Source organism: Marivita hallyeonensis, from assembly GCF_900129875.1.
Lineage (GTDB): Bacteria > Pseudomonadota > Alphaproteobacteria > Rhodobacterales > Rhodobacteraceae > Marivita > Marivita hallyeonensis.
Window position 1 is genome coordinate 217,469 of sequence record NZ_FQXC01000004.1, and the last position, 13,176, is coordinate 230,644.

Sequence of the window (13,176 nt, forward strand, 5' to 3'; positions counted from 1 at the left end):
TCATTCGAAAACAACGACTTCTGCCAGCACCCCGCTGTGATCGGACCCGGCCAGTGCACGCGGGCCGGCGCGGCCTCCTCCGGGGGCGAAGACATGGTCGATGGGCAACGGCGCTCCGGCCTTGCGCAGCGTGGGGAATAAAGGACCGGCGCGTGCGGTATCGGTGGTGACTGCGATCTGGCGCAGGGCATGAGACCACGGCACCATGTTGAAATCGCCGGCAAGAACCACCGGGTCGTCAAGCGTGGCCAGCACCGGCAGAACCACCTCCAACTGATCTGCCTGCCCATGCGGCCAAGGCCAGAACGCATGCAGGCTGAACGCCCAGAATGTGCCATCGGGAGAGGTGACACGCAGCCCGACCAGTCCCTGATTTTCCACGCAGATCTCACCCTCGACCGGCCAGCGCGACAGGACCGCGACACGCGCCCAGGTGGTCAGCGCACAGCTTGCCTGATGGGGATAGGCGTCGCGCAGCTGCTGGACGAGCGGCGCATTGCGCGAGGTGAGTTCCTGCAAGGCGATGACATCCGGGTTTGCCGCGACAATGTCGGCATAAAGCGCGTCGACCTGATTGTTCTCGAACAGCAGGTTCTTCTGATACACGACAACCGACCCCGGCGGATGCGCCGTATATTTCTGCGCCACGATCTGCCCCATGGCCCCAAGGCACAACACCGCCACGCTCCATCGCAACGCAGCAGGCCACGGCGACCAGATCACGACCAAAGCAAGCAGCGCCGCGATGGGCAGACGGAACACAGCGAAACTGTCTCCGGCCGGGTGCACAGCCCCCAGAAACCCGCCCACAAACGCGGCTGTCAGCGCCAGTGCAACAAAGATCACCAGCACCTGCCCTGCTCTCACCATCCTGTGACGCCTCCGACACATTGCTTGCTAAAGGGCCACACTGCCCACACTGTCTACCACACCGAAACCGCCAAAAGGGCCGCCTAGCCCGGCCCTGAAGGACCAAGACCATGACGACCGAACGCATCACATTCCCAGGCCATTCCGGCGACACACTGTCGGCGCGGCTCGACCTGCCCGAGGGGCCGCACCTGGCCACTGCCCTTTTTGCGCATTGCTTCACCTGTTCCAAGGACATTCCGGCGGCGCGGCGGATCGCTGCGCGATTGTCGGCCATGGGGATCGCGGTGCTGCGGTTCGATTTCACCGGTCTCGGCCATTCCAAAGGCGAGTTTTCAAACACCACGTTCACCTCGAATGTCGGGGATTTGCACGCAGCCGCCGCCTATTTGCGGGATCGCAACATGGCGCCGTCCATGCTGATCGGTCACTCCCTTGGTGGCGCGGCGGTGTTACGCGCCGCCGGGGATATGGAGGGCATCAAGGCGGTCGTGACTATTGGCGCCCCTTTCGATCCAGAACATGTGACGCATAATTTTGCGGATGCGCTGGAAGACATCGACCAGAAGGGCCAGGCCGAAGTCGATCTTGGCGGGCGTCCGTTCACAATCGGCAAGGCCTTTGTGCAGGACGTGAAAGCGCAGGCTCTGGCCCCGATCATTGGCAATCTGAAAGCGGCTTTGCTGGTCATGCACGCGCCGCGCGACGCCGTGGTGGGCATTGAAAACGCAACGAATATCTTCGTCGCCGCAAAACATCCCAAGAGTTTCGTCACGCTGGACGACGCAGATCACCTCGTGACCCGGGCAGAGGACGCGGAATACGCGGCGGATGTGATTTCGGCCTGGGTGGGGCGCTATCTGGGCCTGACCCCGCCCGCCCCGCCTGTGGGCGCGCCCGAAGGTGTGGTGCGCGTGTCCGAAGCGGATGTGAACGGGTTTCTGCAGGATGTGCAGTCCGGCCCGCATCACCTTCTGTCGGACGAACCGCTGGCCTATGGCGGCACCAATCGCGGGGTGTCGCCCTATGGTCTGCTGGCCGCCGGACTTGGTGCATGCACGTCGATGACGTTGCGCATGTACGCGCGGCGTAAGGGCTGGCCGATGACGCATGTTTCGGTCGATGTGAGCCACGACAAGGTCCACGCGCAGGATGCGGGCACGCAGACGGACGAGAATATCGACCTGTTCCGGCGACGCATCGCCGTCAGCGGTGATCTGGACGCCGAGCAACGGAAAAAGCTGCTTGAGATCGCCGATAAATGCCCGGTTCACAGGACGTTGGAAGCCTCTTCCCGGGTAGAGACAGAGCTGGTCTGACGCAGGTCTGCACGCGTCTTGGCGTATCACGCGACTGCGGTTCATCGGTTGCTTCATAATCGTGTTGAGAATTATGAATTTGTCTCAATACCCGCGCTGTGTCAGTGAAGATCACATCTTCCCTCTCATTACGGCGCGCCATGACCCAAGTTTTGCAAGACCTTCTGTCCAAACGTGACTGGCTTCTGGCCGATGGGGCCACGGGCACCAACCTGTTTAACATGGGGCTTGCCAGCGGTGATGCGCCGGAGCTTTGGAACGAGACCGAACAAAACAAAATCCGCGCGCTCTATGCCGGGGCGGTGGACGCGGGCAGCGATCTTTTCCTGACCAACACCTTCGGGTCCAACGCGTCGCGTCTCAGGTTGCACGATGCCGGTCACCGCGCGCATGAGCTGTCGCGTCTGGGGGCAGAACTGGCGCGCGAAGTTGCCGATGCGGCGGGACGTCCCGTTGTCGTGGCCGGGTCCGTGGGACCGACCGGAGAGATCATGCAGCCCGTTGGCACGCTGTCACACGCGAATGCGGTCGAGATGTTTCACGAACAGGCAGAGGGGCTGAAGGCTGGCGGGGCCGATGTGCTCTGGGTAGAGACCATCAGCGCACCGGAAGAGTATCGCGCGGCGGCAGAGGCCTTTGCGCTGGCGGACATGCCGTGGTGCGGGACCATGAGTTTCGACACCGCAGGTCGCACGATGATGGGCGTGACCTCGTCCGCGATGGTGGAACTGGTCGACAGCCTGCCCAACCCGCCCGTCGCCTTCGGCGCGAATTGCGGGACCGGTGCATCCGATCTTTTGCGCACGGTACTTGGGTTTACCGCCACCGGCACAGAGCGGGCGATCATCGCAAAAGGCAATGCGGGCATACCGAAATATGTGGACGGGCACATTCATTATGACGGCACGCCGGACCTGATGGCGCGCTATGCGGTGCTGGCCCGCGACGCAGGTGCGCGGATCATTGGGGGCTGCTGTGGAACCATGCCGGAACACTTGAAAGCCATGCGTGAAGCGCTTGAAACAGAGCCCAAATCCAGCGCGCCTACTCTGGACCTGATCGTGTCGGAGATCGGGCCTTTCAGCTCGGACAATGACGGCACCGGCGACCAGAGCGGAGCGCCAAAACGCGAACGCCGCGGGCGGCGCCGTGCGTGATCGCTTCCGATTGACGTCATGTGTTCCGACCCGGGCCCAGCCATGCGGGAATACGAAGTGACTTCGCCCCTGCCCGCACTGCCGAACGCGCGCCCGGATTGGATCGGTCTTGAAGTGACCTCGGCCCACGCCGCTATCGCGCCGCGCTCAGCCGCCGCCACGTGCTCGACTTTTTCCAAGTCGACGAGGCGAGACCCTTCAAAGGGTCTCTACGACACCTCAGAACAGCGACAGTTGATCGCCCAGTGCGGGCGGTGGCGCGAAGCGCGTGCAATCAGGCATGGGCAGGGTTTGATCCAGACCAAGGCGTTTTCGGGCCTTCGTGAACCGGTGCGCAATCAATTGGGCAAATGCCCCCTCGCCTCGCGTGCGTTTGAACCACTCTGCACTGTAGACCTTCCCGCCGTGCATCTCGCGCAGTTTCGACATCACACGCGACTTTCGGTCGGGATAATGGGCGTCCATCCACTCCTCCCAAAGCGGCGCAACCTCGTGCGGAAGGCGCAGCATCGCCCAGGTCGCGGCAACCGACCCGGCGTCGCGCGCTGTTTCAAGGATCGCCTCGATTTCGGGATCGGTCAGCCCGGGCACGACGGGAGAGACCATCACACGGACCGGAATGCCCGCGTCGGTCAGCTTGCGGATCGTCGCCAACCGCCGCTTCGGGCTTGGCACGCGCGGCTCCATCCGGCGGTTCAAGTCGGCGTCCAGTGTCGTGATCGTGATGCCGACACGCACCAGATTTTGCGCGGCCATCTCGGACAGGATATCGAGATCGCGCTCGATCAGCGTGCCTTTGGTGGCAATCATCACCGGGTGGCGAAAGTCACTGAGTACCTGCAGGCAGGCACGCATGATCCCGCGATCCCGTTCAATCGGCTGGTACGGGTCGGTGTTCGTCCCGATGGCGATCGGCGCGACCTTGTAGCGCCGCCGCCGCAATTCATGCGCCAAAAGCGCCGGGGCATCGGGGCGGGCCACCAGCTTCGTCTCGAAATCCAGCCCCGGCGACAGACCAAGCCAGGCATGGGTTGGGCGGGCAAAGCAGTAGATGCAGCCGTGCTCACACCCCCGGTACGGGTTGATCGTCCGGTCAAAGGACAGGTCCGGCGAGTTCACGTAGTTGATCAGGCTGCGCGGGCGTTCTTCACTGACCTCGGTGCGCAGGGTGCCCAGCTCTTCGGGGATGTCCCATCCATCACCCTCATCGACGTGCCGAAGACGTTCGAACCGGCCATTGTCCCGGCTCAATGCACCGCGCCCGCGACGGACGTCGGCATCGACTGTACGTTCAGACCGTGCCATGACCGCGATGTAGAACACATTAGGAACATCGACAAGAGCGAGCGTCGAGGCGGCCTGGCATCCAGGGGTTTCGTCGGTAGAGCGCGTGGCAATGTCGGAATTCTGCAACTGAGATCGCAAGAAAACCTCAAATAGTCGAAAAGAAACGCGCCCAGCCACGTGGCCGGGACCTGGAGTGACTCATATGGCTGACGAAGAAGACGATATCGTTCTGTCGGAATTGGATGACGATGAACTTGTCGAACAGATGTTCGACGACCTTTATGACGGTCTCAAGGAAGAGATTGAGGAAGGGGTCAACATCCTGCTGGAGCGTGGTTGGCAGCCATATGACATCCTGACCAAAGCGCTTGTCGGTGGGATGACCATCGTCGGAAAGGATTTCCGCGATGGCATCCTCTTCGTACCCGAGGTGCTTCTGGCGGCGAACGCGATGAAGGGCGGCATGGCCATCCTGAAGCCTCTTCTGGTCGAAACCGGCGCGCCCCGTGTGGGCAAGATGGTGATCGGCACCGTGAAGGGTGACATCCACGATATCGGCAAGAACCTCGTCTCGATGATGATGGAAGGCGCCGGGTTCGAGGTGGTGGACCTGGGGATCAACAACCCGGTGGAAAGCTACCTTGAAGCGCTCGAAACCGAAGCGCCCGACATCCTTGGCATGTCCGCGCTTTTGACCACGACGATGCCGTATATGAAGGTCGTCATCGACACGCTGGTCGAGAAAGGCCTGCGCGACGACTACATCGTTCTCGTGGGCGGTGCGCCGCTGAACGAAGAGTTCGGTAAGGCCATCGGCGCCGACGCCTATTGCCGGGATGCAGCGGTAGCGGTCGAGACGGCCAAAACCTTCGTCGCACGCAAACACAATCAGCTTGCCGCTGGGTAAGCATGCGCATTTTGACGCTTTTTGGGCCTCGCTTTCCGGCGAGGCCTTTTCTTATGCATGAAACTGCCCCATATTTTAAGGACAAAGGAGGGCAGCATGCCAGTGACCACCTTCGTTACCATGATTTTGGCCGTCTTTATGGCATCCGGTCTGACCGTCTGGGCGGTTGCAGAATTCGGACTTCTCAAGGTGCTTCCGGCTTTGATCGCGCTCGCTCTGCTCGCACGGTGGGGCATGGCGCATGTGCCCGGCGATGACGAGCCTGCCTGACGACACCACGCTGAGAACCGAAGGATTGGATGCCCGCGGCAGTGGGCGTGTGCTTGTTATTGGCTGCGGCGCGATTGCCCGCGAAATCCTTGCCATCCGGGACCGGAACGGCTGGTCGCATCTTGATCTGACCTGTCTGCCCGCGATCCTCCACAATCACCCCGAGCGCATCACCGATGCCGTGCGCACGGCGGTGACTGCGCACCGGGCAGATTACGAGACGATCTTCGTAGCCTATGCCGATTGCGGCACTGGCGGCCAGTTGGAGGCGGCCTGTGCGGAGATCGGTGTCGAGATGATCGCCGGGCCGCATTGCTACAGTTTTTTCGAAGGCAACGAGGTTTTCGCGGCGCGGGACGAGATAACGGCGTTCTACCTTACCGATTTCCTGGTGCGTCAGTTCGATGCGTTTGTGTGGAAGCCGCTGGGCCTCGACCGCCATCCCGATCTGCGAGACATGTATTTCGCGCATTACGACCGATTGGTGTATCAGGCGCAGACCGACGACCCCGCTTTGACCGACAAGGCAAAGCGCTGCGCAGAGCGTCTTGGCCTGCCATTTGAGCGGCGGATGACCGGGTACGGCGATCTGCAGGACACGTTGGCGCGATGGGCGCAGCGCTAGCTTACGCTACTGCGTCTGCTCCATCAGCACGGCCGACACCGGAACCATCGACACGCGCGCGGCACGGTCCTGCAGGCTCCAGAGAAGGAGCGCGGACACCGTGTCGGGTGTCAGCCGTCCCAGCATTACCGCTGACCCGTCCTGACGCGCGCGGAACGCAGCGCCATCGAGGAACCGGCGCTTGGTCCGGGCATCCTGCCCCTCCCCATCGAAATCACGCAAGACGCTGACCGTCGCGACATTTTCCCGGCGCGCGATGGCTTCGGCGGTGTTCAACCCGTTCGGCATGAACACGAGGCCGTGGCCGCTTTCGGCGGCGAAGCTCGTAATTTGCTCGGTTGTTGTGCGCGAGGACTGCAACGCGCCGGACGGAGCTTCGATCAGGGCCACAGAGTCAGGCAAAGCCGCGACCGCTCCGGCCAGAATCTGTTCCACATCCGTCGGCTGTGCACCCTCTGGCAGGTCCGCGAGGGTCGCAACCTCATAGCCAAGCGCCCGGTATGCCCGCATCCGTTCGGCCGCGCCGCTTTGCGTCGGATCAAGCGCGAAGGTGACCGGGAACGGGAAGTTTTCGAGCGTGTCCGGCCCAAGCGGCCCCGATCCGTCATCGATGAGCACGATGGACATCAGCGGCAGGTTTGGATCGGCAAGATCCACCTTGGCCGCGTAGCGCTGCAGCGGTGGAAGACTGTCATCAACCGGTGGTGTCTCTGAAGTCTCGGGCGTTGTGCCGTCAGTGACACTTGGCAATCGTGAAGCGCTTTCTCCGTCCCGTTCAATGAGAGACCCCGCCGGTCGCCCAATCGAAGGCCGCGTGAGAACTGCGGTATCGACAGACCCTTCGTCCGTCGCGTCCGGAGCCGGTGTGTCAGGGACAAGCCGACGCACCTGCGGGCGCTCGGGCGCCTCCCCGGGCGTCGTAGCCGCCGAGGCCTCGGGCTCAGACGCGTCGGGTGCATCCTGCGTCTCAGTGTCGGGTTCCGGGTCCGGCACAAGCGCCGTTTCGACCTCGGGCAAGGAGGGCACCGGCGGTTGTGCAGGTTCGGTCGATACCGACAGTCCAATCTCGCTATCCGGCGCGTCGAGCGTGGGTGCGGACGGCGGTGTTGGTGTGGCCGCGTCTGACGACGGAGTTGGCTGGGTGGCAGGTGTCTCCGGCGTTTCAGGTGTCGTCAGGGCCGCGACAGCCTCACCGGTTTCGGGCGCAGGCGTCGGGTCTTGCGCGACATTCTCTGGCGACGCATCGGCTCCCGCTGCAGGCGTGTCCAGTGCAGGCGCATCGGTTTCCGTCGTGACATCGGTTACATCCGCCGGGCGGCGTCCCGGCTCGGACGTGACGCCGGGATCGGGGGCGTCGGCTGTGTCGACCTCGGTCGGCGTCGTCTGTTCTGTGGTATCCGCCGGTTCGGCCGGTTGATCGGCATTTTCGGAAGTGATGGTTTCCGGCGTGGGTTCTGCGGTTTCCGTTGCTTCAGTCACCGCCTCGGATTCAACCAGTTCCGGCTCTTGCGTAGGCGGCGTCTGGTTCTCGCCATCGGACGCCGTCTGATCCGGCTCCGGTGTCTCTACGACTACAGCGGTGTCTTGTTCGGGTGCGGGTGGCGCGTCTACCGCTTCCGCCATCGCCTCGCGCCGCTCGGCCTCTGTGGAGTTGAGAACCGACAGCGCCCCCAGGGTTCCTACGGAAAGAACCGTGCCCCAGATGGCCCCTGAAACAAACCCTCTTGCCATGCTCTTTGCCCTCGTCTTGCCGTCTCACGCCTCTCCGGCATCATCGCTGCACCGGTTGTCGATCCGCGCCCTTGACGCGCTTTCGTCTGCCTGTGCATGTATACCGCGATTGACCCCTGCCCCACCAGCCCTGTCAGAGAAGAAACGACCATGCTGCTGCTCATCGATAACTACGACAGCTTCACATACAATTTGGTGCACTACCTGGGTGAGCTGGGCACAGACGTGAAAGTGGTGCGAAACGACGCCATCGACGTACAGGAAGCGATCGGCCTGAACCCGGCGGGCATCCTTCTGTCACCCGGACCTTGCGATCCGGACCAGGCGGGGATTTGCCTTGCTCTGACACTTGCGGCAGCGGAGACAAAAATACCCTTGATGGGCGTTTGCCTGGGCCACCAAACGCTTGGCCAGGCCTTTGGCGGCAAAGTGGTGCGCCATTCCGAAATCGTGCATGGCAAGATGGGGATCATGCATCACACCGGCAAAGGCGTTTTTGCGGGTCTGCCCTCGCCTTTCGAGGCGACGCGGTATCACTCGCTTGTGGTCGACAAGGACAGTGTACCGGAGTGTCTTGAGGTCACCGCCTGGCTTGAAGACGGCACGGTGATGGGTCTCAGCCACAAAGAGTTGCCAATGCATGGCGTGCAGTTTCATCCCGAAAGCATCGCCTCTGAGCATGGGCATGCCTTGCTGCAGAATTTCGTGAACGAACTAAAGGTACTCGCATGAGCGACGCGATGAAGCCCCTGATCTACGCCGCCTCCGAAGGGCCGTTGAGCCGCAGCCAGGCAGAACAGGCGTTTGAGATACTGTTCGCGGGTGAGGCGACACCTGCCCAGATGGGTGGTTTCCTGATGGCGCTGCGCGCGCGCGGCGAGGCGGTGTCGGAATATGCCGCCGCAGCGGCGGTGATGCGGGCCAAGTGTACGGCGGTCAAAGCCCCCGAAGGCGCCATGGATATCGTGGGCACCGGCGGCGATGGGATGGGCACGCTCAACATCTCGACCGCGACGGCATTTGTTGTGGCGGGGGCCGGGGTGCCGGTGGCCAAACACGGCAACCGGAACCTGTCGTCCAAATCCGGCGCGGCGGACGCGCTGACCGAGATGGGCGTGAACGTGATGGTCGGACCAGAGGTGGTGGAACGTGCCATCACCGAGGCCGGGATCGGTTTCATGATGGCGCCGATGCACCACCCAGCAATGAAGCACGTCATGCCGGTGCGGCAAGAGCTTGGGTCGAAGACGATCTTCAACATCCTCGGGCCACTCACCAACCCGGCGGGTGTGAAGCGGCAATTGACCGGAGCGTTTGCCATCGACCTGATTTTCCCGATGGCGGAAACCCTGAAGGAACTCGGCGCCGAGAAAGCCTGGCTGGTGCATGGCGATGATGGAACCGACGAGATCTCGATCTCGAAACCAACACAGGTCGCAGTCCTTGAGGACGGGAAAATCCGCGGCCGCGAGGTGCACCCCGAAGATGCGGGCCTGCCAGCGCATCCGTTTCGGGACATCCTGGGCGGAACACCGTCAGAGAATGCCGAAGCCTTCCGCGCCTTGCTGGACGGCACAAAGTCCGCCTATCGCGATGCCGTGCTGTTGAATGCGGCCGCGGCGTTGATCGTCGCGGACAAGGCCGACGATCTGGCCTCGGGTGTAGAGATGGCAACCGAGAGTATCGACAGCGGCGCAGCAAAAGCCCGTGTCGAAGCGCTTGCCCGGATCACGCAGGGGGCGTGACACGCGCATCTGCGATGGATGACCGGCCTATGGACTGGGGCTCTGCCCCAGACCCCGAGATATTTTTGAACCAGAGAAGCAAGGGACGCGCGCCATGTTGACGCCGCCGCCTGCTTGGAGCGATTTGCCGTTCTTCCGTGAGACGCTGCCGGACATTCAGACTGCTCTGGCCGACGACACAGGACTGGTTCTGCCGCCACCAGAGCAGGTTTTCGCGGCCTTGGAGCGAAACGCGCCAGAGGATGTGCGCGTCGTCATTCTGGGTCAGGATCCCTATCCCACACCCGGGCACGCGCATGGGCTGGCGTTTTCGGTCGATCCTCATGTCGCACCCCTGCCTCGGTCTTTGATTAATATTTTCAAAGAGTTGTCCGAGGATATTGGCCCCGCACCGCCAAATGGCGACCTGCGCTTTTGGGCGGACCAAGGGGTTCTGCTTTTGAACGATGTGCTGACGGTCCCGGTCGGCGCGGCACGCGGGCACCGGAGGCTTGGATGGCAGACGCTGGTGCCGCAGGTTCTGGACAGATTGGCAGACGCACCGCGCGCCTTCGTGCTTTGGGGGAACGACGCACGCGCGCATTCGCCCCGGCTCGATGGGCATGGTCACCTTGTCCTCGAAAGCGCTCATCCCTCGCCGCTCTCCGCGCGGCGCGGGTTTTTCGGCTCCCGCCCCTTTTCCAAGGTGAACGCGTGGCTTAAAGAACAAGGCCAACCGCCGATCAACTGGACAACGCCATGAGTGCCACCATTCTGGACAAGATCAAAGCCTACAAGCTCGAGGAGGTCGCCTCCGACAAAGCGCGCGTGCCCCTGTCAGAGGTCGAGGCAGCGGCAAAAGACGCGGGCCCGGTACGTCCGTTCGGCACGGCACTTCGCAAGGCGCAGGCGGATGGGTACGGTTTGATCGCCGAGGTCAAGAAAGCCTCTCCTTCAAAGGGTCTGATCCGTGCCGATTTCGATCCGGCAACGCTGGCACAGGCCTATGAGGCCGGTGGCGCGACATGTTTGTCAGTGCTGACAGACACGCCCAGCTTTCAGGGCGCAAAAGAGTTTCTTGTCGCGGCCCGCGCGGCGACTGCACTGCCGGCTTTGCGCAAGGATTTCATGTATGACACCTATCAGGTGGCCGAGGCGCGCAGCTTGGGCGCGGATTGCATCCTGATCATCATGGCCAGCGTGTCTGACGCGCAGGCGGCGGAACTGGAAGCGGCTGCGTTCGATTGGGGTATGGATGCGCTGATCGAGGTGCATGACCGGGCGGAACTGGATCGGGCGCTGAACTTGAAGTCGGACCTGATCGGTGTAAACAATCGTAACCTCAAGACGTTCGAAACCACTCTTGAGACAACACGTGAACTTTCCAGATACGTACCGAAAGACCGGCTTTTGATCTCGGAATCAGGGCTGTTCACCCCCGCCGATCTCGCCGACATGGCCGCATGCGGCGCGCGCAGCTTCCTGATCGGCGAAAGCCTGATGCGTCAACAGGACGTGGCGGCAGCGACACAGACGCTTCTGGCCGATCCGGTGGCGGCATGAGCGGTCTCACCCATTTCGACGCCAAGGGCGATGCGCATATGGTCGATGTGTCCGACAAGGCCGTGACATCGCGCATTGCCGTAGCGGAAGGCCACATCAAGATGGCGCGGGAAACCTTTGATATCATTTCGGAAGGCCGCGCCAAGAAAGGCGACGTGATCGGCGTCGCGCGGTTGGCCGGAATCATGGGAGCCAAGAAGACACCAGAGCTTATCCCGTTGTGCCATCCGCTTCCGATCACGAAGGTTTCGGTGGAGTTGACGCAGGACCCTGACCTGCCCGGCCTGCGTATCGAAGCGACGGTGAAAACCACCGGACAGACCGGCGTCGAGATGGAGGCTCTGACTGCGGTGTCCACCGCCGCGCTGACGGTTTACGACATGGCGAAGGCCGTCGACAAAGCCATGGAGATCGGCGGCATTCGCGTCGTGCTCAAGGACGGCGGCAAATCCGGGCGTTACGAGGCCGTATGATTTCGGTCGCCGAGGCGCTGGAGCAGCTATTCGCACTGGCATCGCCGCTTGAGGTCGAAACGGTTCCACTTTTGCAGGCCAATGGCCGCGTCCTGGCACGGGATGTTGCCGCCACACGCAACCAACCCCCGTTCGACGGCTCTGCCATGGACGGCTACGCGGTGACAGAGGCCGCGCCGGGACTGCGATTGCGGGTGATTGGCGAATCCGCTGCTGGCCACGGATTTTACCAAACGGTCAAAAACGGCGAAGCGGTCCGGATTTTTACCGGCGCACCGGTCCCGGATGGTGCGACGCGCGTCGTGATTCAAGAGGATGTCACGCGCGACGGAGACTGGATCACCCTCGGCGATGCGCTTGATGCCAGCACACATATCCGGCCCGCAGGCGGCGATTTCCGCGTTGGAGACAAAGTGCAGGCCGGCCGGGTTCTGGGGCCCAACGACATCGCCCTGCTGGCGTCGATGAACATACCCGAAGTTCCGGTTACCCGCCGTCCGGTGGTGGCCCTGATCTCGACCGGGGATGAGTTGGTGATGCCGGGAGAGTCCCCCGGCCGGGACCAGATCATCGCGTCGAACACGCTGGGGCTGCACGCCCTGATGCGCGATCTGGGGGCGGAACCGCGCCTCCTGCCCATCGCGCGGGACAATGAGGCCTCCCTGCGCACGGCGCTGGAAATGGCAGCCGCGACGGACCTGATCCTCACCATTGGCGGTGCCTCTGTCGGCGATCACGACGTGGTGGCCAACCTCGCACCGAAGCTCGGGTTGACGCAGGCCTTCTACAAGGTGGCGATGCGGCCGGGTAAACCGTTGATGGCAGGGCGCTTTGGCGATGCGATGATGATCGGCCTGCCGGGAAATCCCGTCTCTGCGATGGTGTGCGGTCATGTTTTTGTGGCCCCGGTGATCCGCGTCATGCTGGGCTTGCCCGCCCAGCCCGCGCCACGCGTCAAAGCCACGTTGGCCGAACCCCTTTCCGAGAATGGCCCGCGTGAACACTACATGCGCGCGAAACGGACCGAGGCTGGGCTTGTCGCCTTTGGCGCGCAGGACAGCTCGCTACTCAGCATCCTGAGCGATGCCGACGCCCTGATCGTGCGCCCACCGCGTGACGCGGCGCGGTCCGTGGGCGACAGAGTCGACTGCATCAATATTCGCTAAAACTTTACCTTTTCGCGCCACTCTGCCTGTGATTGTTGACACAAAACAGGAACATCCGTAGAACAAACGGTGAGGATCATGTGA

Annotated in this window: 14 protein-coding genes; 11 read left to right on the plus strand and 3 right to left on the minus strand. The window is 62.6% G+C overall.

Annotated elements, in window-relative coordinates; translation table 11 throughout:
• The gene (locus BUA42_RS13965) at positions 1 to 870 is read right to left on the minus strand and encodes an endonuclease/exonuclease/phosphatase family protein (protein WP_072778797.1); all 870 of its coding nucleotides are present in this window, start codon (positions 868 to 870) and stop codon (positions 1 to 3) included.
• 110 nt (positions 871 to 980) lie between these two features.
• Between BUA42_RS13965 and BUA42_RS13970 the strand changes: the two genes are divergently transcribed.
• Positions 981 to 2,189: a bifunctional alpha/beta hydrolase/OsmC family protein gene (locus BUA42_RS13970; RefSeq protein ID WP_072778799.1), complete on the plus strand. Its 1,209-nt coding sequence runs from the start codon at positions 981 to 983 to the stop codon at positions 2,187 to 2,189.
• A 140-nt stretch (positions 2,190 to 2,329) separates the two neighbouring features.
• Positions 2,330 to 3,346, plus strand: coding sequence for a betaine--homocysteine S-methyltransferase (gene bmt / locus BUA42_RS13975; RefSeq protein ID WP_072778800.1), 1,017 nt, complete (start codon positions 2,330 to 2,332; stop codon positions 3,344 to 3,346).
• A gap of 219 nt (positions 3,347 to 3,565) precedes the next feature.
• On the opposite strand, the gene BUA42_RS13980 is transcribed toward bmt, so the two are convergent.
• Entirely contained in the window at positions 3,566 to 4,651 is a 1,086-nt protein-coding gene (locus BUA42_RS13980) for a PA0069 family radical SAM protein (protein WP_072779332.1), read from the minus strand.
• A 184-nt stretch (positions 4,652 to 4,835) separates the two neighbouring features.
• Here BUA42_RS13980 and BUA42_RS13985 point away from each other — a divergent pair, with 184 nt between their 5' ends.
• The 3 genes from BUA42_RS13985 (at position 4,836) to BUA42_RS13990 (ending at position 6,435) form a co-directional block, all read left to right on the plus strand.
• On the plus strand, positions 4,836 to 5,540 hold the full coding sequence (locus BUA42_RS13985; RefSeq protein WP_072778803.1) for a corrinoid protein: 705 nt from the start codon (positions 4,836 to 4,838) through the stop codon (positions 5,538 to 5,540).
• A gap of 96 nt (positions 5,541 to 5,636) precedes the next feature.
• Entirely contained in the window at positions 5,637 to 5,810 is a 174-nt protein-coding gene (locus BUA42_RS21200) for a hypothetical protein (RefSeq protein ID WP_178346909.1), read from the plus strand.
• A complete protein-coding gene (locus BUA42_RS13990; RefSeq protein ID WP_072778804.1) occupies positions 5,794 to 6,435 on the plus strand; it encodes a DUF1638 domain-containing protein in 642 nt (213 codons plus the stop codon). Before BUA42_RS21200 ends, BUA42_RS13990 begins: the two co-directional genes overlap by 17 nt.
• A 6-nt stretch (positions 6,436 to 6,441) precedes the next feature.
• On the opposite strand, the gene BUA42_RS13995 is transcribed toward BUA42_RS13990, so the two are convergent.
• On the minus strand, positions 6,442 to 8,166 hold the full coding sequence (locus BUA42_RS13995; protein WP_072778806.1) for a divergent polysaccharide deacetylase family protein: 1,725 nt from the start codon (positions 8,164 to 8,166) through the stop codon (positions 6,442 to 6,444).
• Positions 8,167 to 8,316: 150 nt separating this feature from the next.
• On the opposite strand from BUA42_RS13995, the gene BUA42_RS14000 reads away from it, so the two are divergent.
• The 6 genes from BUA42_RS14000 (at position 8,317) to BUA42_RS14025 (ending at position 13,092) form a co-directional block, all read left to right on the plus strand.
• Entirely contained in the window at positions 8,317 to 8,898 is a 582-nt protein-coding gene (locus BUA42_RS14000; protein WP_072778809.1) for an anthranilate synthase component II, read from the plus strand.
• Entirely contained in the window at positions 8,895 to 9,911 is a 1,017-nt protein-coding gene (gene trpD, locus BUA42_RS14005; RefSeq protein ID WP_072778810.1) for an anthranilate phosphoribosyltransferase, read from the plus strand. Before BUA42_RS14000 ends, trpD begins: the two co-directional genes overlap by 4 nt.
• A gap of 94 nt (positions 9,912 to 10,005) precedes the next feature.
• Positions 10,006 to 10,653 (plus strand): uracil-DNA glycosylase, encoded by a 648-nt coding sequence (locus BUA42_RS14010; protein ID WP_072778812.1) that lies wholly within the window; start codon positions 10,006 to 10,008, stop codon positions 10,651 to 10,653.
• Positions 10,650 to 11,453, plus strand: a complete 804-nt coding sequence (gene trpC / locus BUA42_RS14015; RefSeq protein ID WP_072778815.1) for an indole-3-glycerol phosphate synthase TrpC — start codon at positions 10,650 to 10,652, stop codon at positions 11,451 to 11,453. Before BUA42_RS14010 ends, trpC begins: the two co-directional genes overlap by 4 nt.
• A complete protein-coding gene (gene moaC, locus BUA42_RS14020; RefSeq protein WP_072778817.1) occupies positions 11,450 to 11,926 on the plus strand; it encodes a cyclic pyranopterin monophosphate synthase MoaC in 477 nt (158 codons plus the stop codon). The genes trpC and moaC overlap by 4 nt, the downstream gene beginning before the upstream one ends.
• Positions 11,923 to 13,092 carry a molybdopterin molybdotransferase MoeA gene (locus tag BUA42_RS14025; RefSeq protein WP_072778818.1) on the plus strand — a complete coding sequence of 390 codons (1,170 nt, stop codon included), beginning with the start codon at positions 11,923 to 11,925 and terminating at the stop codon, positions 13,090 to 13,092. The genes moaC and BUA42_RS14025 overlap by 4 nt, the downstream gene beginning before the upstream one ends.
• The last annotated feature ends 84 nt before the right edge of the window (positions 13,093 to 13,176 follow it).